Below are 19,844 nucleotides of genomic sequence, written 5' to 3'. Positions count from 1 at the left end.
CCACTGAGGGCACCCACAGACCCAGGCTGGCGGTGGACTGGAGCCAGTCCACCCCAACGCCTTGCGTGTAGCCTTCATCCAGACGCCATCGGGGCGATTCGAGCGCCAGGTCGTTATGCGCATCAAGAATGTCCGCGCCCAGTGGCAATTCGAGCCGGATGAGCGCCTGCTTGACCGGTGCCACGCCGTTGGCATGCACGCGCTTTTCCAGTTGGGCCAGCGCGCGGCTGGACGCCGCATACACCACGGGCAAGCCGGACGCAGGAGGCAAGTGCCATCGTCCCGGGCCCAGCGTGGAGCCATAGGGCAGTCCTTCCAGGCTCAAGTCACCCTTGAAGCAGATGCGCCAAACGGCAGGCCCTTTCAAGCCACGCCCCCGTATTTCAGGCCAGCGAGCATGCCGCGTACCTTTTGTGCGCCGAACTCATTGTCGGCAAAGTCGCTGGGGGCCATGTCGTCGAGCATCGGATGGGGCTTGTGCAGCCATTTCCTCGCCGGCTCGACCCCGCCAAACACGTCGGCCGCAAACAGTTGAAGCTGCATGGCGCGCAGGATTTGCTCGACGGCCTGGCCGGGCAATGGTTTGTTGTCCCGGGCCCAACGCCACAAGCTGGTGCTGTTGGCGTTTAACGCGTGACCCAGGTCTTCCTTCCTGGACAGACCAAGCAGCGGAACAAGTTCGTCCACACTGCCGGCACTTAACCCGGTGCGGATGAGTCTCGAGGCGCGCGTCGCGTCCAGGCTGACCACCGTCTCATGCACCGAGAACACAGACTCGGCAGGCTTGGCCGCGACGTGCGCCAGGGTGGATTTGCGCAACCAGTCGGTAAAGGCGTTGGCCAAAGACTCGGCCGTGAAAAGGTTCTTGGATCGGTGCGCAGTGCCAGCGGCCTTGAGTTCAAGCATTTCGAATACCTCAAATGAAATATAAATCTATTTCAAATGTAATATCGATGCTGCTGCCTGTCAATCCACCGGTCATCCGCCATGTTTGTCCCAATGGCAGGCATGCCCTGCGGCAGAAGTGACTGGAGTGACGTGATATGGGCCGCTGCAAGGCCCCGTGTGATTCAAAAGTCCAGCGGCCCCCTCGTCAGACCCATCGTGCCCGGTTGCCTGTTGAGGTTCGGGCGCGTCATGCGGCCTGGGCTCAACCGCTTTTCGCTTGCGCGTCGCATGATAAGTGGTGAGCACCAGGCTGGCGACCAGGTCCAGCGCAGGCCGGGTAATACTCCCCTCCCCGAGATCTGTCCAGGCCTTGGGGGTGAGGCTGCCGGCCAGCGCCACGGTGTCGCCGTCACCCGGCGCCAGCAAGGCTTCGCAAGCAGCATGGCTGAAGGAAACACGTTCACGAACACATCGTTGTTCCCGACATGGTCGCGAACCTTGGGAACAACGAATGGCTTTCCCGTCTGTGCAATCTTCCGGGCAGGTTGGTCGTACAGCTTGTCCGATTCCAGGGTTTCGTTGATTGAGTCGCCGCCCCAAGAAAAGGATTCAACTGGTACGCAAATGTCATGCCGCTCATCGCAGGATAGCTCAAGGATGGGATACGCAATCCAGGAGTAAGGTCAGTCAGGCCTTGCCTTGCACCTCAATCGCATTACCGGAAGGCGCATCCATCTGCCGTTTTCAGGCTGAACCGTAGCACCGGCCCTGTTCCATCAGTTCAGGCGTGCCGATCAGGGCGTTGAGGCCATCAAAGTCCAGCATCTGGTTTTTGAACGGCGCCGTGGTCTGGTGCGTGTGCAGGCTGGCGTAGTAGGCCTGCAAAGTGTGCGCCACGGCGCGGGCCGTGCCGCCCGGGAAAATGGCAATGCGAAAGCCGCGCTGGTGCAGTTCTTGCGCGCTTTGTACCGGGGTTTTTCCACCCTCGACCATGTTGGCCAGCAGCGGTATGCGGTGGGCAAAGCGCTGGCAGGCCGCATCCATCTGCCCGGGGGTGCGCAGGGCTTCGATGAACAGCGCGTCCACCCCGCAGGCCAGGTAGGCTTCGGCACGGTCAAACGCGGCATCGATCCCCTCGACGGCCAGCGCGTCGGTGCGGGCCAGGATCAGGGTGCTGGCGCTGTGGCGTGCATCCACGGCAGCCCTGAGCTTGCCGCACATCTCGGCCACGGGCACCACGGTTTTTCCGTCGAGGTGACCGCAGCGCTTGGGAAAGCCTTGGTCCTCGATCTGCACCATGGCCGCGCCCGCGCGCTCGAAGCCGCGCACCGTACGCTGGGTGTTGAGCGCATTGCCAAAGCCGGTGTCGGCATCCACGATGACGGGGGTGTGCACCCGCTCGGTGATCCGGGCCAGGGTATCTTCGACTTCGCTGTAGGTGGTCAGGCCCACGTCGGAGCGGCCCAGGCGCGTGTAGGCGATGGAGGCGCCAGACAGGTAAAGCGCCTCAAACCCGGCCTGTTCGGCCACCAGGGCGCTCAGGGCGTCGTACACGCCGGGGGCCAGGATGATGTGCGGGGCCGCCAGGCGTTGGGCAAATTCGGAGGTGGTGTTCATGGCCATGAAGTAGGAATGCCCTGCCCTGTACTTTGGAAACAGCCTCAGGGCAAGGATGCAGATGAAGAAAAATCGCCCGTTTGGGCGGTGAGTCGGGCTGCCGTGCGCGCGGCAATGTAACCGCCTGCGATGGCGCTAAGCAGCCCGTTGCCCGAGAGATAGCCCCAGACGGCGTCGCCCGACACACCGCGCGCCGCGCCGCCCGCGGCAAGCAGGTTGGGAAACGGCTGGCCTTGCGCATCCAGAACGCGGCACCGGGCGTCAATGTCGAGCCCGCCCTGGGTGTGGAACAGTGCGCCTGTGACTTTGACCGCGTAAAAAGGCGCCTGCAAGGGACGGCTGAATGTACGTTTTATAGCGTCTTTTTGGCTTTCTCCGCTTGTCATGTATAGAAAGGTAGCTATCAATTTTGATTCGTCGCAACCGATGACCGCTGCCAGTGCCTGCAGGCTGTCGCAGCGCTTGAGCGCGCCCGCGGCTTCAGCGCCCACAAAGTCGGGGAAACTTCGCGCCAGCGCGAGGAGCGGCTCGTCAAACACGTTCCAGGCCACGCCGCCGGGCTGGGCCAGCACATGCACCGAGGCTTCCGAATAGCCCTGTGTTTCGTCATGAAAGCGTTCGCCCAGCACGTTCAGCTGAATGCCGCCTTCCATCATCAGCGCCCAGGAGATCAGGGCGCCTTGCGGTATGGCCCACGAGCCATGGCCCTGGTAGCCGCCAAGATCGGCCAGGCGCGCGCCCAGTGCCCGGCCCCAGGCGATGGCGCTGCCGTCGTTGCCGGTGTGGCCGGCAAACAGCGCATCACGCATCTCGGGCAGCAGCGCCTGCACCATGGCGGCGTTGCCGCCAAAGCCGTTGCACGCCAGGATGACGGCGTCGCACGACAGGTATTGCATCGCGCCACCGGGCTGCTCGTAGCCCACACCGATCACGCGCTGCCGGTCATTCACCCACAGCTCGCGCACGGTGGCGCTCAGAACCACCGGCACCTCGGCAGCCGCCACCGCATTGGCCAGGCGGCCCATGAGGCCCGCGCCGGTTTTTTCAGGCGTGGCATGCATGCGCAGCGCGCTGTGGCCGGGGTAGACAAAGCCGTCGAGCACCTGCCATTGCAGGCCGTGGCGCGCTTGCAGTGCATCTAGCGCCGGGCCGATGGCCTGCGCATACGCCGCCACCAGATGCGGCGCCGCCCTGCCCTTGGCCTTGGCGGTGATGTCAGCCGCAAAGCGGGCCGGGCTGTCTTCAATGCCTGCCGCACGCTGCACCTGCGTGCCCGGTGCGGGGATGAAGCCCGACGACAGTGCGGTGGAGCCTGTGGGCGTGGCATCACGCTCCAGCACGGCGCAGTCCACGCCGGCATCGTGCAGCATCAGTGCAGCAGTCAGGCCGCAGGCGCCGCCGCCAACCACCACGACCGGCACATGCGCATCCTGGGCTGTGGTGCCGGGCATCTGCCCGGCCAGGCAAATGCGCGGCGCGGTCATGCAGCAGGGGCCGCCAGCGCGGCGGAAAAGTCGGCGCAACTGAGCACTTGCGCCACCGTGGCCATGTCGGCCAGCGAGGTGTCGTGCACTTGCGTGCGAAAGGCTGCACAGCCGTCGGCCAGCACCAGCGTGTGGTAGTCGCGCATGTGGGCATCGCGCACGGTGCTGACCACGCCGCCGTTGGTCACAATGCCGCACACCGCCACCGTGGTGATGCCCGCGCGGCGGAGCACCCAGTCGAGCTGGGTGTTGAAGAACGCGGAATACGCCACCTTGCACACCGACACGTCCACCCACGGCGCAATCTCGGGCACATGCGCCTGGCCTGTGCTACCGGGGGCAAAGTCACCGCGCCGCAGGAAGGGACGCAGGCTTTTGAGGTGGAGCGACACCATGGGTTCGCCCTGCGCATCGGGCCACAGGGTGAACTGGCTGCCCACCACCATGCCGCCTGCGGACTTGAGGGCTTGCGCCACCACAGCCACGCGCGGCGGCAGCGCCTGGGCGGCAGAGCTCACGGCACCGCCGCGCGCATAGGCGCCATCAGCCGCCAGAAAGTCGTTTTGCAGGTCGATGATGACCAGCGCCGTGTGACGCGGATCGAAGGCTGCGACCGCACTCACAGCGCACGCACCAGCAGGTTGCCCAGCGTGTCGACCGTGGCGCTGAAGCCTGGCTCCAGCCACACGGTGGTGTCGGGCTGCTCCAGAATCGCCGGGCCTTCGATGCAGGCGCCCACCGGCAGGTCCAGGCGCGCGTGGCGGGCGGCGTCCCACCACTGGCCTGCATGGAACACACGCTGCACACCGAGCGACGGTTTTTGCGCCGTGGTTTGAGGGGCCAGCACCGTGAGGTCAAACTTGGGACGCACGCCCACGCGGGCATAGCGCAGGTTCATCACCCGCACGGCGATGCCGTCGAGCACACGGCCAAAAGCGGCGCGGTAGGCGGTCTCGAACGCGGCGCGAATGCCTTCATGGTTCAGCGCATCGGGGGACACCGGCACCTGCACGGTGTGGGTCTGGCCGGCATACAGCATGTCAAGCGCGATGATTTCCTGCACCTGCACGAACGTCACACCCGCCGAATCCAGCCGCTGCTGGCAGCTGGCCGCCAGCGTGTCCACGCGCTGGCGCAGGTCGGCCACGTCCAGTTCGGCAAGGGTCTTGTTCAGGGTCTGCACGGCATCGTGGCGCATGTCGGCCATCACGCAGCCCAGGGCCGAGGTGACGCCGGGGTAGCGCGGGACGATGCCGGTGCCCACGCCGACTTCGCGCATCATGGCGCACACATGCAGCCCGCCGCCGCCGCCGAACGGCATGTAGGCAAACTGGCGCGGATCGTGCCCACGCTCGATGGACACCACGCGCACCGCGCCGGCCATCTTGGCATTGGCCACGGTCAGTATCGCTTCGGCTGCGGCCATCACATCCAGCCCCAGTGGCTCGGCCACATGGGTAGAGATGGCGTCCCGGGCCTTTTGGGCGTCCATGGCCGCCAGCAGGCCACCGCCCAGCGGACGGTCGGCCGCAATGCGGCCCAGCAGTACATTGGCATCGGTCACCGTGGGGCGGCTGTTGCCGCGTCCATAGCAGGCCGGACCGGGGATGCTGCCCGCCGACTCGGGCCCCACCTGCAGCATGCCGCTGGCGTCCACCGAGGCAATGGAGCCGCCGCCAGCGCCAATCGTCTCGATCTGGATCATGGGCGAGCGCACCACCATGCCAAACTCGATCGACGTTTGCGCCGCCAGCGCTGCCTCGCCATTGGCCACCAGCGACACGTCGAACGAGGTGCCGCCCATGTCGCCGGTGATGACGTTCGGAAAACCCGCTGCGCGCGCAATCGCTGCGCAGGCAATCACCCCCGCTGCCGGGCCTGACAGCGCGGTGCGCACCGGCACGTCGCAAGCGGTCTGGCGCGACATCACGCCGCCATTGCTCTGCACGATGAGAAGTTCGCCCGCAAAGCCCTGCGCGCGCAGGTCGCCTTCGAGCCGCGCCAGGTAGCTGCCCACCACAGGTTGCAGCGCGGCGTTGAGCGTGGCGGTGGAGCAGCGCTCAAACTCGCGAATCTCGGGCAGCACTTCACTGGCGGCCGTCACATGCGGGTTGGGCCAGAGGCGGCGCACAGCGGCCACGGCGGCCTGTTCGTTGGACGGGTTGGCGTAGGTATTGATGAAGAATACGCAAACGGCCTCGCAGCCCGCGTCCAGCAAGGCCTGCGCCTGGACCATGACCTGGTCCAGATCGACCAGGGTGTGCACGGTGCCGTCGGCCAGCACGCGCTCGTCCACCTCCAGGCGCAGGTTGCGCGGCACGATGGGCTCGAAGCTGCCGCGCAGGCCCCAGGTTTGCGGGCGGTCGCGGCGGCGCATCTCCAGCACATCGCGAAAGCCGCGCGTGGTGATGATGCCGGTGCGGGCCACCTTGCGCTCCAGCAGCGCATTGGTGCCCACCGTGGTGCCGTGCACGACGGTGGCAATTTCCGAAGCGGAGTCGGTCACCTTCGCCACGCCGTTCATGAAGCCGCGCGATTCCTCGCCCCGGGTGGAAGGCACCTTGACGATGCGCGCGCTGCCGTCCGCTTCGTTGAGCACAAACAGGTCGGTAAACGTGCCGCCCACGTCCACGCCCACGATGTAGGAAGCCTTGCCGCTCATTGTTTGTCTTTCAGTGCGGCGGAGGCGGTCACATAGCCCAGCGCCAGGTCTTTGTCTCTTGCCGATGCCGCCCGTGCGCTCGGCGCGCCATAGCCACCACCACCGGGGGTTTCCAGTCGCACGCGCTCGCCGTGTTTGAGGCGAATGCCGATCATCTTGGAACGCATCGGTGGCTGCTTCCACTCACTATTATTTTCATAGCTGAAAACGTTCAGTGCGCCTGCGGAACCGCCCGAAATGCCTTGAGGCGCTGCCTTGCCGCGCTCGCCAAAGATGAAGACCTCGGCGTCCTGTTCGAGCAGCTCGATCTCATAAATGGCGCCCAGCCCGCCCCGGTGCTGGCCGTCGCCACCTGAATCGGGCCGCAGCGCCCATTGGGTGAAGCGCACGGGGTAGGCAGCCTCCAGAATTTCAAGTGGCGGGATGGTGGCGGTAGAGATGGGCGCGTTGCCGTGGCTCATGCCATCGCCATCCGAATGCCCACCATGGCCGCCACCGAAGAAGCTGAACATCACCCAGCGCTGGCCCTTGCGGGCTTCGTCGGTACGGTGCCCGGCAATCGACAAGGCGTTGATCGTGCCGTAGGCCTGGGCCATGGCGCGTTTGGGGTCGGCCAGTGCGGTAGCGCTGAAGATCACGTCGATCATGCGCAAAATGGTTTCGGTGTACCCACCGACCGGGCGCGGACGGGCAGCGCTGATGACCAGGCCGTCGGGCAGCACGAAGTCCACCGCATCGAGCACCCCCGCATTGGCGGGCACATCGGGAAACAGGTGCTTGAGCGCCACATAGCAAGCCGCAATGGCCGTGGCGCGCGAGATGTTCACCGGGCCCGCACACTGCGGTGAGCTGCGCGAAAAATCAAGTGTGAGGCGATCGCCCTTGACCGTCATGTCCAGGGCAATGGTCAGTGCCTCGTCTTTGACACCGTCGTTGTCCAGCATGTCGCTGAAGCTGTAGCACCCGTCAGGCAGCGCCGCGATGTGTGACTGCATGAGCTTGACGGCGCGGGTACGCAGCTCGCCCATCGCCTGCTGCACCACGGCATCGCCGTATTGGTCGAGCACGTCGTTCAGGCGGCGCATGCCCAGGTCCAGCGCGGCCAGCTGGCCATTGAGGTCGCCCCACAGGCTGTCAGGTAGGCGGGTGTTGGCTTTGAGAATGGCCAGCACGTCGTCGTCAAACACCCCGGCACGCACGATGCGCACAGGCGGGATTTGCACCGCCTCCTGCCAGCATTCGGTGGCCGCCGGGTTGTAGTTGCCGGGCACGTTGCCGCCCACATCGTGCCAATGCGCGGCCGATGCCAGAAAGCAATACAGCTTGCCGTGGCGAAAGAAAGGCCGCACCAGCTTAAAGTCGTTGGCGTGCGTGCCGCCTTCGTAGGGGTCGTTGAACAGCCAAGTGTCGCCGTCAACAATGCCACCGCGCTCGGCGGCCGCGCGTTTGGCGGCGCGCACGGCAAAAGCCATGGCGCCTACAAACACGGGCAATCCAGACTTGCCCTGCACCAGCGTGTCGCCGCTCTCGGCGTCGTACAGGCCGTGACAGGCGTCATGCGCCTCGGCAATGATGGGGTTGAAGGCGCTGCGGTACAGCGTCGCATCCATCTCGTCGGCGACCTGCTCCAGCCTGCCGCGCAGGACGGCCAGCGTGACGGGGTCCATTGCGGGCGCAGATATCGGTTGTGCAGCCACTTGTTGTTCAGCCATCAATAGCCTCCTTGCCAAAACGCTTGCGCAGCTGGTTCAACAAACCGCCGCTGCGCACCATGTCCATTAAAAACGGGGGAATCGGCTCACACGCGAGCGTGGTGCCGGACGGGGAAATCACCGCTGGCGCCTGCCAGTCGAGCGTGACCTGGTCGCCTTCGGCCAATGTTTCGGCCTGCGGGCAGGTCAGCAGCAGCAGGCCCAGGTTGAAGGCATTGCGAAAATAAAGACCGCTGAACGAGGGCGCAATCACCGCGACTAAGCCCAGGCGCACCAGCACGGCGGCCGCCTGTTCGCGCGACGAGCCGATGCCGAAGTTGGGGCCGGCCACGATCACGTCGCCTTTTTGCACGCCTGGCACGAAGTCGGGCCGTACCGACTCCAGACAGTGGCGTGCAATCACGTCCATCCCGTGCTTCATGGCATGGCCGGGCGCCAGCACATCGGTGTCGATGTCGGCGCCAAGCTTCCAGACTTTGTGGGGCCCACTCATGCCAGCAACTCCCGGGGGTCGGTGATGCAGCCGCGCAAGGCCGATGCCGCCACGGTGTAGGGCGACGCAAGGTACACCTGCGCCGTTGCCGAACCCATGCGGCCCTTGAAATTGCGCGCGGTGCTGGAGATGACGGTGGTGTTGTCACCCACCGTGTCGCCATAGCCTGCGCAAGCGCCGCAGCTGGTGGGGAACAGTTCAGCCCCGGCGTCCTGCAGCACCTGCAGCACGCCTTCGTCGCGTGCGGCGGTCTGGTCTTGCTGGCTGGCCGGGGCCACCATCAGGCGCACGCCGGGCGCCACGCGGCGGCCGCGCAGCACAGTGGCCACCGCGCGCAAGTCATCGAGCTTGGCGCCGGTGCAGGCGCCGATGTAGGCCACGTCAATGGCGGTGCCCGCGTGCCGGGCCACCGGGCCCGCGTTGGCGGGGCTGTGGGGCGCAGCCACCTGCGGCGTCAGGGTGTCGGCATCGAAGTCGTAACGCGTGAGCGGAGCACCCTCGTCGGTCTGCCAGGCATCCAGCCCCTGCAGGGCCTCGGCGGGCACTCCGGTGGCCAGCAGCCAGGAGCGCGTGGTGTCGTCAGGGGCGATCAAGCCCACCTGCGCACCCAGCTCGGCGCTCATGTTCGACAAGGTCATGCGCTCTTGCATCGAGAGGGCCTTCACGGCAGCACCGACGAATTCCACCGCCTGGTACTGGCCGCCATTCATGCCAAAGCGCCCCACCATGTGCAGCATCATGTCCTTGGCGGTCACGCCCGCGGCCAGGCGCCCGTTCCAGTGCATCTGCAAGGTGTGCGGCACCCGCAGCCAGATTTCACCGGTCACCACCACGCCCAGCATCTCGGTGCTGCCAATACCGAACATGTAGGCACCAAACGCACCGCCCGTCGGCGAATGCGAATCGCCGCCCACGCAGAACATGCCGGGGCGGATGTGCCCGTGCTGCGGTACCACCACGTGGCAGATGCCCTGGCCGTCATACACATGCGGCAGATCCTGCTCGCGCGCCCAGTCCCGCGCAATGCGCACGATGCGGCGCGACTCTTCATCGCGCTCGGGCAGGTAGTGGTCCATCACCAGCACCACCTTCGACTTGTCCCAGATGCTGGCACCCAGTTCATCGAGCATGGGTTTGAGTCGCCGGGGGCCCGACGAGTCGTGGAACATTGCCAGGTCGACCCGGCAATTGACGATCTCACCAGGGGCCACGCTGGCGCGGCCGCTTGCGCGCGCCACCAGTTTTTGCGCCAGGGTGCTGGGGTGCAGGCTCATTCCGGCTTGGCTCCGGAAAATTTGACCACTCTGGCCCAGCGCGTGATCTCGGCCTGCACGAAGCGGGCAAATTCTTCAGGGCTGTTGCCCACAGGCACGGCACCCTCCATTTCAAGGCGCCTGCGCACCTCCGGCGAGCCAATCGCCTGACGGGCCGCGTCGCTGAAGCGGCGTGCCAGCGCCGGGTCCATCTGGCCGGGGCCGAACAGACCAAACCAGGCGCTGGACTCATAACCGGGCAGCACTTCGGCAATCGCGGGCACATCAGGGAAGGCCGCCAGCCGCTTCAGGCTTGTCACCCCCAGGGCCTTGAGCTTGCCCGCACGAATGTGCGCCTGGGCGTTGCCAATGGCGGCAAACATCAGATCCACCTGTCCTGCCAGCACATCCTGCAGCGCAGGGGCCGTGCCCCGGTAGGGAATGTTCACGATGTAAGTGCCCGACTGCATCTTGAAAGCATCGCCGGCCAGGTGCAGCGATGACCCGATGGCACCAATTGCCAGATTGAGCTTGCCCGGTTTGGCCTTGGCCAGCGCAATGAGTTCGCGAACATCTTTGACAGGCAAGGCAGGGTTGGCCACCAAAATGGAAGGCGACGTCGCTACGCAAGTGAGCGGCGTGAAGTCCTTGACGGGATCAAACGGAAGCGAGGGGTACAGACTGGCATTGATGGCATGGCTGGTGAAGCTCATGAGCAGTGTGTTGCCGTCAGGACTGGCTTTGGCAACCGCTTCTGCCGCAATATTGCCCCCGGCACCGGCGCGATTTTCGACCAACACGATGCGCCCCAGCAGCCGGCCCATCTCCGTCGCCAGGGTTCGTGCCAGGGTATCGGTGGAACCGCCAGGCGGTGCGCCAACCAACAGGCGTACGGGGGTGTTTTGGGCCAGCGCGGGCGCGCCCGGCAAAGCGCTGGACAGCGGAGCGATGGCCAGCAAAAGTTTGCGTCGTTGAATCATGCGGTAGTCTCCAAAATGTCCCGGGCGTGTGCAATTCCCTACAGGCCCAGATACGCCTGGCGCAGCTCGTCGCTGCCCATCAGTTCATCGGGAGAGCCTGAAAATCGGATGCTCCCGTTTTCCATCACATACGCGCGGTCGGCCACCTCAAGCGACTGTCCCACGTTCTGCTCGACCAGCAGCACCGCCAGACCGGTGCTGCTCAACTGCTGGATCAGGCTGAACAGCTCCTCAACAAGCAGGGGCGACAGGCCCAGCGAAGGTTCATCGAGAATCAACAGGCGCGGCTCGGCCATGAGGCCGCGGCCAATGGCCAGCATTTGCTGCTCGCCGCCGCTCATGGTGCCTGCCAGCTGCCCGGCCCGTTCCCTAAGTCTGGGAAAAGTCATAAACACCTTGTCTATGTTTTCTGCGCGGCGCTCACGGGCGCGAACAAAACTGCCCAGCGCGAGGTTTTCGGTCACGCTCAGGTTGGGGAAAATCTTGCGGCCTTCCGGCACCTGGATCAATCCGGCCTTGACGACCTCGGTGTAGTGCGCACCGCTCAGGTCGGCACCGTCAAACAGCACCTGGCCCGCCCATGCCCGGTAGATGCCGCACATGACATTGTTCAGGGTGGATTTGCCTGCGCCGTTGCTGCCCAGCAGCGCCACGGTTTCCCCGGGGTTGACCTGCAGGTCAACACCGCGCAACACCTCCACGCGGCCATAGCCACCCCGCAGCCCTTTGATGCCGAGCAGCGGTTCTGCATGGATTGGGGCATGGGTATTCATGCTGGAACTCCCTTGTGGGCAGCAGCGCGCAAGCGGGCAGCCGTGCCATGACCCAGATAGGCCTCTATGACCTGCTCGTTGGCCGTGACATGCGCCGGGCTGCCCTGGGCAATCAGCTGGCCCTGGGCCAGCACCCAGACGTATTGGGCCAGGTTCATCACGGCCTGCATGACGTGCTCGATCATGAGCACGGTGACCCCGCCATCGGCAATGCCTCGCACCACGGGAATCATCTCGGCAATCTCCTGCGGGTTCAGGCCGGCCAGCACTTCGTCGAGCAACAGCAGGCGCGGCTGCGTGGCCAGCGCGCGGGCCAGTTCCAGCCGCTTGCGGCCTGCCACGGTGAGGTCGGCGGCCGGCTTGTCAAGCTGTGAAGCCAGTCCCACACGGGCCGCCACATCGGCAGCCAGCGCCAATGCTGCACGGCGGTTGGGCTCTTTCAAGTGCGCACCGACGGCAATGTTCTCGCGAACGGTCTGGGCCGCAAAAGGCTGAACGATCTGGAAGGTGCGCGTCATGCCCAGCCGGGCGTTCAAATGCGGCGCCTGGCCGGTAATGTCGTGACCGGCAAAGCGCACGGTGCCGGTGTCGGGCCGGATAAACCCCGACATCAGCGCAAACAGCGTAGTCTTGCCAGCGCCGTTGGGGCCAATCAATGCCGTGAGCGAACCCTCTGGCACCGCCAGACTAACGCCCTGCACGGCCTTGAGACCGCCGAACGACTTGCTCAAATCCTGCAGCAACAACAGATCATTCGCCATCGCGGCCCCCTGAGCGCTTCCACAAACTCACCACCGATTGCCCGATGCCGGCAATGCCGCGCGGCAAAAACATCACGATCAGCACCAGCACCGTGCCGTAAATCACCAGGCTGATGCCGGGCAACTGTCCAAAGAGATTGCGTGTCACATCCGCCAGCACATGCAGCACCACCGCCCCCAGGACCGGGCCCCACACCGTGCCGATGCCCCCCACGATGGCCGCCACCAGGGCTTCGACCGATGTCATGGAGCCGTAGCCGATGGCGGGGTCTATGTACTGAAACACCTGCACATAAAACGCGCCGGCCGCCCCCATGAAGCCGCCCGAGAGTGCAATCGCCCCCATCTTCACGTTGAACGGATTCACGCCAATGGCACGAGCAGCATCCTCGTTGTCGCGCACGGCCTGCAGCCAAGCGCCAAAGCGCGAGTTGCGAAGCCACCAGCTGACCAGCAGCGCCAGCGTCACCAGCGCCAGGATCAAAAAGACATACCCTTTGCGCGAACCAAACTGCATGTTGGCCAACGACTCATTGAGCGGCAGCATCAGGCCCACGCCTGCGCCGGTGAAGGGTACTGACAGCGCCAGGATGCGAAACACCTCGGCAAACGCCAGCGTCACGAGCGCGAAGTACGAACCCTTGAGCCCGTACCGGAATGACAGACCGCCCACAAAAAGGCCCACCAGCGCACTGCCCGTCACCGCCATGGGCAACGCCACCCAGGGGTTGATGCCACCCTGGACCTGCGCAATCACCTGGATATAGGCGCCCGTACCAAAGAAAAGCGCATGGCCGAACGAGAACTGGCCGCCAAAGCCACCCAGAATATTCCAGGCCTGCGCCAGCAATGCAGCATAGAGCGCCATCATCACAAAGTTGAGCAGAACGCCCGAGTCTGAAAATCCGGTCACTGTAGCAACGCTGGCGGCAAACAGGAAAATAATCAAAAGCTGCTTCACGACCTGGCTCCAAAAAGACCCTGCGGGCGAAATAGCAACACGGTGATGAAGATGACAAAAATGCCTATCTGTCCCAGCGATTCACCCAGAAACAAGCCGCCCAGTGACTCCACCACCCCCACCAGCAAACCGCCCACCAGTGCACCGGTAAAGCTGCCCATGCCGCCCAGCACCACAATGGTGAAGGCCACCAGTACAAAGCCGCTGCCCACCTGTGGATTCACGTAATAAGCGGGCAGCAGGAAACAGGCAGCGGCGCCCAGGCATGCCAGGCCGATGCCAAAGCTCATGGCGTACACGTGATCCACATTGATACCCATCAGTTTGGCGCCGTGCTTTTCACGTGCCACGGCGCGGATGGCGCGGCCAAGGTCTGTCTTGCCGACAATCCAGAGCAAGATACTAGAGACCACCAACGCCCCGGCAAAAGCCACGAGCTTTGGCAGCGCGATCATGGCCGGGCCTATGGCTACGGTGCTCAAGGTGTAGGCCGTGTCGATGGTGCGCGTGTCGGACTTGAAAAAAAGCAGCGCCAGGTTTTCCATCACGATGGAAATACCCAGCGTGACCAGCAAGATGTTCTCGTCCTTGCCATGGCTGGCCCGGTTGATGATCAGGCGCTGAAGGCCGTATCCCAATGCAAACATGCCCGGCACCACGATGGGCAGCGCCAGGTAGGGATCGATTCCCAGGTGCTGCTTGAGCAGATAAACGGCATACAGCGCCAGCATCAACGATGCGCCATGCGCAAAATTAATGATGTGCAGCACACCGTAAATCAGCGTCAGGCCGAGCGCGATCAGGGCATAGACCGCGCCGGTCGTCAGGCCGTTCAGGATGGAGGGGAAGAGGATGCTGAACTCGAACATGGGTGGGTGGTCCGGATTTCAGGCACTATTGCAGCCAAAGCAACCAATTCCTGGATGCTTTTGCTGCTCCTGCCTGGGTAACCGAAATTAGGTGGTATCAGGCCTTCAGCGGAAAGAGCGGATCAGCCTGGCGGTATTCGCGCGGGATGATGACCTTGATGTCCTTGTCGAGTACCTGGACCATGAGTGGCTGCGCGCCCTGGTTTTGGCCATTGACAAACTTGGTGGGGCCGTAAGGCATGAAGTGGTTTGCGAAGGTGCTCTTTTCCAGCGAATCAATGATGGCGGCGCGGTCGGTGGACTTGGCCCGCTCCAGCGCATCAGCCAGCAGCCACATCGCCGAGTAAGTCAGGAACAGTTCATAGCTGAAATACAGGCCTTTGGCCTCCACGCGTTTCTTGAGCGCCTGCGCACGCGGGTCCTTGGGGTTGAACCAGTGGTTGCAGTCAATGATGCCGTTGGCGGCTTCCGGAAACTCCTTGAGGAACTTGTAGCTCGATGCCGCACCGCCCAGCACGGAGTAGATGGCCTTGGGCGTGACTTTTTGCTGCTGCATGGTGCGTACCAGAAGCGCGTATTCGTTGTAGTAGTTGGCTGGAATGACAATGTCTGGGTTGACTGCCTTCATGCGCAGCACGATGTTGTTGAAGTCGCGCGTCGGGTTGGCATGTTTGACGATTTCCTTGACCTCATAGCCAAAGCCTGGCAACTCACGCGCCAGCAGCTGCGCCGTGCCACTGCCAAACAGCGACTCTTCATGAATGATCATCACCGTCTTGGCCGGTTTGCCTGCTGCGGTGTTGAGCACGTGCAGATTGGAAATGGCAGTTTCCGCCACCTTTTTATAACCGGGTGCAAAACGGAAGGTGTTTTTCAAGCCCCGCTCCACGATCTGGTCGGCCACGCCCACATCCACGATGTGAGGCAGGTTGTACTTGGCAGCCGCCTGCGTGGTGGCCAGGCAAATGGCCGAGGCAAACGCCCCAACCACAGCGCACACACCGGCCTCGTTCATCTTCTCCACTTCCGCAACACCGGCCTGGGGCTGCGACTGGGCATCACCCAGGAGCGCCTCGATCCTGGCGCCGCCCAGCGACTTGATGCCGCCCGCCTTGTTGATGTCTTCAATGGCCATCAGCGCGCCTTCCCGGCACTGCTGCCCAGAGTAGGCCAATGCGCCGGTCACAGGATGCAGCACCCCGACCTTGATGGTTTTGGGCTGCGCCCCGGCCACAAGGGGGAACGCAAGTGCAGACGCAGCGGCGGCCGATTGGGACATGAAATGGCGACGGGTGGTCATGGGTTATCTCCTGGCGATGATTTTAGAGAGTGCAAAAAATTTCAAATCTTCAGTGAAACTGCGCAGACAGCTCTTTGCTGACCCATACCTTGGCATCAATGCTGCCCACGCGAGACAGCTGCATCTGGTACTCGTAGCGATCCGGGCGATACAGGCCATGAAGCCACTGCACCGGACGCTCCTGGTCGTCGTAAATAAGGCGTCGCACCGCCAGCAAGGCAGAACCTACCGCAATGTCCAGGTGTTTTGCAACCACGGCATCGGCCAGCTTCGCAGAGATGGTTTGGCTGGCACGGCCCACCTTCACCCCCGACTCCTCGAGAAGCACCAGGATGGGCTTTTGGGCAAGTTCGCGTTTACCGAACTGCCGGGCGATATCGCCGGGAACATAGGTGGTGATGTGGGACAAGGGGCCTTCTTGCGTACTGCGCACACGAACCGCTTTTTGTACCGTGTCACCCACGCCAATCAGCAAGGCCGCCGCCACAGCAGGAGAAGCCGCAACGGTCTCTACATCCAGCACCTTGACCGAGGTTTGAAGACCCATGCTGACCAGGTTTTCCAACAGGCCTGTCAGCTGTGCCCGACTGACCTGCCCGTCACGCGCTGAGCTGCTTTGGGCATCCACCTGCGGCTGCACCCGGCGGGTTCCACGCCCCGGCTCGCGCGAAATCATGCCTTCGCATTGCAGCAACTCCAGGGCACGCCTGACCGTCACACGGGCGACGGAAAATTGCTGCATCAGTGTCAGTTCACCAGGCAGGCCGGCGTCAAAGCGACCCTCTTGCAACTGCTCTCGCAGCACCAGATAAATCTGGTGGTACTTGGGCAGAGGCAGGTTTGTTGAGCGCATGGGATTCATCTTAAAAACAGTTCTAATGTCCTGTCAATAAGACATTTAAAGAAAAACAAGTATCCAAGGGTTTGTCCCAGGTTTTGTCTCTACCCCCTCAAGGGCATCAGTCCAGGTCGATCACGGGACTCGCATTTCAAGATCACCAGCGGTGTGCGCCTGTCCAAGCTGCCGCGCCGTCGCTGACGGCTGCAGACTGCCTCAGTCAATGTGGGCAACTGCTGACAGGTGCAGGGCCAAGTCGTTCCAGACATCCTGGCGGCTGATCATGCCGTCGGTCACTTCAAACCGGTCGATAAAACGAATACCCTCGAACGCCAAGCCATCAAGCCAATGACCATACAAGGTTCCGAAGCAATAAACGATAGCGCCATCATCGGTCCAGCTTGGGTCAAATCGGTCATAGGTCTTGGCCACATTCCTGTAACGCCCACGCGAAAATTCGACCAGTTCTTCCAGCCGGTGCAACACCTGACTGCCGGGAAAACGCATCGTGAAACCCGGTGCAAGCAAGGCGGCTGCACTGTCCAGATTGCGTTCCTGCATGCAATCAAGAAAGCGTCGCACCAGTTCTACGGCATCGACACGTTCTGCATTGCCTGCGGAAAGCACCTTGCCATCTCGCTGGTAGGTGTTTGCATGGCTGACAAATGCGATGGTGCCGGCTGCAGGCGCCGCAATCACCGACCGTACCGCTTGAGCCACACGGCCCACTATTTTTGCCTCCGCTTCTGTGGAGTAACCAGGCAACAGGGTGATGGAGATGACGGGCATGGAGCTGTCCTTGTTTGTTGAGAAAGCCTGCGATGCTGCCTGCAGTCAATCGAGTCTGGAATTGAAACGCAACCATGCTCGATCCCGGTCGCCGTTCTGATTCGCCAAGAATTTGCTCTTCAAAGTGGACCCCAGAGTCAAGACCATTTTTCAATCAGTTTAAGTGGTCTTCGATTGCAACTGCAACCGGGGGATGTTGCCCCGATGTTGACTTTGCTTCTTGATCATTGGTTTGAAGACAGCAAAAAACCCGCACGTGGCGGGCTTTGGCAATGCAGTGAACTGCGGATAAAAATCAGAGGTTAACTACTGAAAATTAGCCAATCTGCCTCAAGGTGTAGTCTTTTTATCGCCGTGCTTATGCGTTCCGGTGGCTGAAGTTTTCCTGAGTGAATGATCTTTTCCGCCTTGGGTGTCTTTGGTGTTTTAAGGCATCTGCATTCCTTGGGTCACGCGGCTGAACCATTTCAACCGGTCAATACACTTTAGGTAAGGACCAAGCGCTGCGCTGTGGAGAAAATAGCATCTGGCCGTAGAACTGGGTAATTGATTTTTTGCCTTGGCTCACAGGGTCGATCCGGCTCTGACGCACTGCTCGACGACATTGAGAAAAATAACTTGAACAATTGAATTCAGGCGTGCTGACTGCGGCGTGGCTCAAAATGGCGTGATCATTTCTCGGTTGGCCATTGGTCGAGTCGCAGATAAATCAGCCAAAATTCACAGGGTTCGTGTTGTCCAAAAACGTTACTTTTTGAACCGCACCCATACAGTCATTCTCAAGCATCGATTGCTACGACCCTCAAAAAACCTCTCGTCAGCATGAACGGTATCGCCCTGGGCAAACTCAGACGTTCATCACCGCCACCGAGCGCACGTTGAGATAGGCCTCCAGCGCTTCGGGTCCGCCTTCGGAGCCGTAGCCCGAGTCCTTGATGCCGCCGAAGGGCATCTCGGCCGAAGGCATGGCGGGCATATTGATCCACAGCATGCCGACTTCGACGCGGCGTGCCAGTAGATCGGCGTTCTTCAGCGAGCGCGTGAAGGCATAGCCGGCCAGGCCGAACGGCAGACGGTTCGCCTCTGCAATAGCTTCCTCCAGCGTATTGAAGCTCTGGATGGCCGCCACCGGGCCAAAGGGTTCATCGTTAAGTATCCTGGCACCCTGCGGCACGTCGGCCAGCACGGTAGGCTGCCAGAAATTGCCCGATTCACCAATGCGCATGCCACCGGCCAGAAGCGTGGCGCCACGCTCGACCGCATCCTGGGTGAACTCGGCCATCGCGGTGATTCTGCGTGCGTTGGCCAGCGGCCCCATCTGGGTGCCTTCGCTCAGGCCGTCACCGACGTTCAAGCCCTTGGCGTGCGCAACCATGGCTACAGCGAACGGCTTGACAAGGCTTTCGTGCACGAGAAAACGTGTGGGCGAAATGCACACCTGACCGGCATTGCGGAACTTGGCGCCGCCTGCGGTCTTGACGGCCAGCGCCACATCAGCGTCCTCGGCCACGATCACGGGCGCATGGCCACCGAGCTCCATGGTGCAGCGCTTCATGTGCTGGCCTGCCATCGCGGCCAGTTGCTTGCCCACCGGCGTGGAGCCCGTAAAAGTGATCTTGCGTATCACCGGGTGCGCAATCAGGTAGCTCGAAATCTCGGCCGGATGTCCATAGACCAGGCCCAGCACGCCGGGCGGAAGGCCGGCGTCGGCAAACGCGCGGATCAGCGCTGCCGGCGCGGCCGGGGTTTCCTCGGCCGCCTTGACCAGAACCGAGCAGCCGGCCGCCAGCGCTGGGCCGATCTTGCGCACCACCTGGTTGATCGGAAAATTCCACGGCGTGAAGGCGGCGACGGGTCCGACCGGGTCTTTGAGCACCATCTGGCGCATGGCAAGGCTGGTGCGCGAAGGCACGATGCGTCCGTAGACGCGAAAACCCTCTTCGGCAAACCACTCGATCAGGTCGGCAGCCGCCATGGCCTCGCCCTTGGCCTCGATCAGCGGCTTGCCCTGCTCCTGCGTCAGCACTTGCGAAATGTCATCCGCACGTTCGCGCATCAGGCCAGCCGCCCTGCGCATGATCTTGCTGCGCTCGGCTGGACTCATGTCGCGCCAGGTCTCGAAGCCTTTTTGCGCGGCGTGCAGCGCCTGGTCCAACTCGGCCTTGCCGGCATGCGCCACGCGGCCAATCTCCTGGCCAGTGGCCGGGTTGAGCACTGCCAGCGTTCGGCCGTCGCCGGCGTCCAGCCAGGCGCCGTTGATAAAAAGCTGGGTGTCGGGATAGGTCATGGGAAGTCTCTCTTGCCAGGGGTTGTTGTCTATGTTGCTTGCTATTGTCGTGTCATAGGGATTAGCGGGCGAGGCGATTGCTTTAGGCCGTGTTCGGAAAGTTTGATGCGCTGAAGTTGTGCCATCCGGGGGGGGAAAGCTTCAGATGAGTGCCGCACGCTTTTTGAACGCCAAAGC

The 19,844-nt window shown here is 62.9% G+C and carries 18 protein-coding genes; all 18 read right to left on the bottom strand.

The annotated features are described in order from the left end of the window. Nucleotides 1-325 (bottom strand): RES family NAD+ phosphorylase (locus GZ092_RS20155; RefSeq protein WP_293639036.1); only part of this gene is annotated, 325 nt, incomplete at its 3' end. Nucleotides 326-363: 38 nt separating this feature from the next. Beyond that, nucleotides 364-906 (bottom strand): antitoxin Xre/MbcA/ParS toxin-binding domain-containing protein, encoded by a 543-nt coding sequence (locus GZ092_RS20150; protein ID WP_293639035.1) that lies wholly within the window; start codon nt 904-906, stop codon nt 364-366. 726 nt (nt 907-1,632) lie between these two features. Further along, nucleotides 1,633-2,505 carry an isocitrate lyase/phosphoenolpyruvate mutase family protein gene (locus tag GZ092_RS20145; RefSeq protein ID WP_293639034.1) on the bottom strand — a complete coding sequence of 291 codons (873 nt, stop codon included), beginning with the start codon at nt 2,503-2,505 and terminating at the stop codon, nt 1,633-1,635. Between the two features lie 44 nt (nt 2,506-2,549). Further along, nucleotides 2,550-3,989, bottom strand: a complete 1,440-nt coding sequence (locus GZ092_RS20140; protein ID WP_293639033.1) for an FAD-dependent oxidoreductase — start codon at nt 3,987-3,989, stop codon at nt 2,550-2,552. Then, nucleotides 3,986-4,612, bottom strand: coding sequence for an isochorismatase family cysteine hydrolase (locus GZ092_RS20135; RefSeq protein ID WP_293639031.1), 627 nt, complete (start codon nt 4,610-4,612; stop codon nt 3,986-3,988). Before GZ092_RS20135 ends, GZ092_RS20140 begins: the two co-directional genes overlap by 4 nt. Further along, nucleotides 4,609-6,651, bottom strand: a complete 2,043-nt coding sequence (locus GZ092_RS20130) for a hydantoinase/oxoprolinase family protein (RefSeq protein WP_293639029.1) — start codon at nt 6,649-6,651, stop codon at nt 4,609-4,611. The genes GZ092_RS20135 and GZ092_RS20130 overlap by 4 nt, the downstream gene beginning before the upstream one ends. Next, nucleotides 6,648-8,363, bottom strand: a complete 1,716-nt coding sequence (locus tag GZ092_RS20125; RefSeq protein ID WP_293639028.1) for a hydantoinase B/oxoprolinase family protein — start codon at nt 8,361-8,363, stop codon at nt 6,648-6,650. The genes GZ092_RS20130 and GZ092_RS20125 overlap by 4 nt, the downstream gene beginning before the upstream one ends. Continuing rightward, nucleotides 8,356-8,856, bottom strand: a complete 501-nt coding sequence (locus GZ092_RS20120; RefSeq protein ID WP_293639026.1) for a 3-isopropylmalate dehydratase — start codon at nt 8,854-8,856, stop codon at nt 8,356-8,358. Before GZ092_RS20120 ends, GZ092_RS20125 begins: the two co-directional genes overlap by 8 nt. Then, complete coding sequence (locus tag GZ092_RS20115; protein WP_293639025.1) at nt 8,853-10,130, bottom strand: 3-isopropylmalate dehydratase large subunit; 1,278 nt, start codon at nt 10,128-10,130, stop codon at nt 8,853-8,855. The genes GZ092_RS20120 and GZ092_RS20115 overlap by 4 nt, the downstream gene beginning before the upstream one ends. Then, nucleotides 10,127-11,089, bottom strand: coding sequence for a tripartite tricarboxylate transporter substrate binding protein (locus GZ092_RS20110; protein WP_293639024.1), 963 nt, complete (start codon nt 11,087-11,089; stop codon nt 10,127-10,129). The genes GZ092_RS20115 and GZ092_RS20110 overlap by 4 nt, the downstream gene beginning before the upstream one ends. A gap of 38 nt (nt 11,090-11,127) precedes the next feature. After that, nucleotides 11,128-11,862, bottom strand: coding sequence for an ABC transporter ATP-binding protein (locus GZ092_RS20105; protein ID WP_293639023.1), 735 nt, complete (start codon nt 11,860-11,862; stop codon nt 11,128-11,130). Further along, on the bottom strand, nt 11,859-12,623 hold the full coding sequence (locus GZ092_RS20100; protein WP_293639012.1) for an ABC transporter ATP-binding protein: 765 nt from the start codon (nt 12,621-12,623) through the stop codon (nt 11,859-11,861). The genes GZ092_RS20105 and GZ092_RS20100 overlap by 4 nt, the downstream gene beginning before the upstream one ends. Then, entirely contained in the window at nt 12,613-13,584 is a 972-nt protein-coding gene (locus GZ092_RS20095; protein ID WP_293639011.1) for a branched-chain amino acid ABC transporter permease, read from the bottom strand. Before GZ092_RS20095 ends, GZ092_RS20100 begins: the two co-directional genes overlap by 11 nt. Then, entirely contained in the window at nt 13,581-14,453 is an 873-nt protein-coding gene (locus GZ092_RS20090) for a branched-chain amino acid ABC transporter permease (RefSeq protein ID WP_293639010.1), read from the bottom strand. Before GZ092_RS20090 ends, GZ092_RS20095 begins: the two co-directional genes overlap by 4 nt. A gap of 97 nt (nt 14,454-14,550) precedes the next feature. Continuing rightward, complete coding sequence (locus tag GZ092_RS20085) at nt 14,551-15,753, bottom strand: ABC transporter substrate-binding protein (RefSeq protein ID WP_293639009.1); 1,203 nt, start codon at nt 15,751-15,753, stop codon at nt 14,551-14,553. Nucleotides 15,754-15,802: 49 nt separating this feature from the next. After that, nucleotides 15,803-16,606 (bottom strand): GntR family transcriptional regulator, encoded by an 804-nt coding sequence (locus tag GZ092_RS20080; protein ID WP_293639007.1) that lies wholly within the window; start codon nt 16,604-16,606, stop codon nt 15,803-15,805. Nucleotides 16,607-16,807: 201 nt separating this feature from the next. Beyond that, nucleotides 16,808-17,380, bottom strand: a complete 573-nt coding sequence (locus GZ092_RS20075) for a nuclear transport factor 2 family protein (protein WP_293639005.1) — start codon at nt 17,378-17,380, stop codon at nt 16,808-16,810. Between the two features lie 847 nt (nt 17,381-18,227). Continuing rightward, nucleotides 18,228-19,667, bottom strand: a complete 1,440-nt coding sequence (locus GZ092_RS20070) for an NAD-dependent succinate-semialdehyde dehydrogenase (RefSeq protein ID WP_293639003.1) — start codon at nt 19,665-19,667, stop codon at nt 18,228-18,230. Between the last annotated feature and the right edge of the window lie 177 nt (nt 19,668-19,844).

It is taken from the genome of Polaromonas sp., assembly GCF_010365105.1.
Classification (GTDB): Bacteria; Pseudomonadota; Gammaproteobacteria; order Burkholderiales; family Burkholderiaceae_C; genus Polaromonas.
Note: the sequence above shows the minus strand (reverse complement) of the source record. Positions and strands in the feature narration are given on the sequence as shown.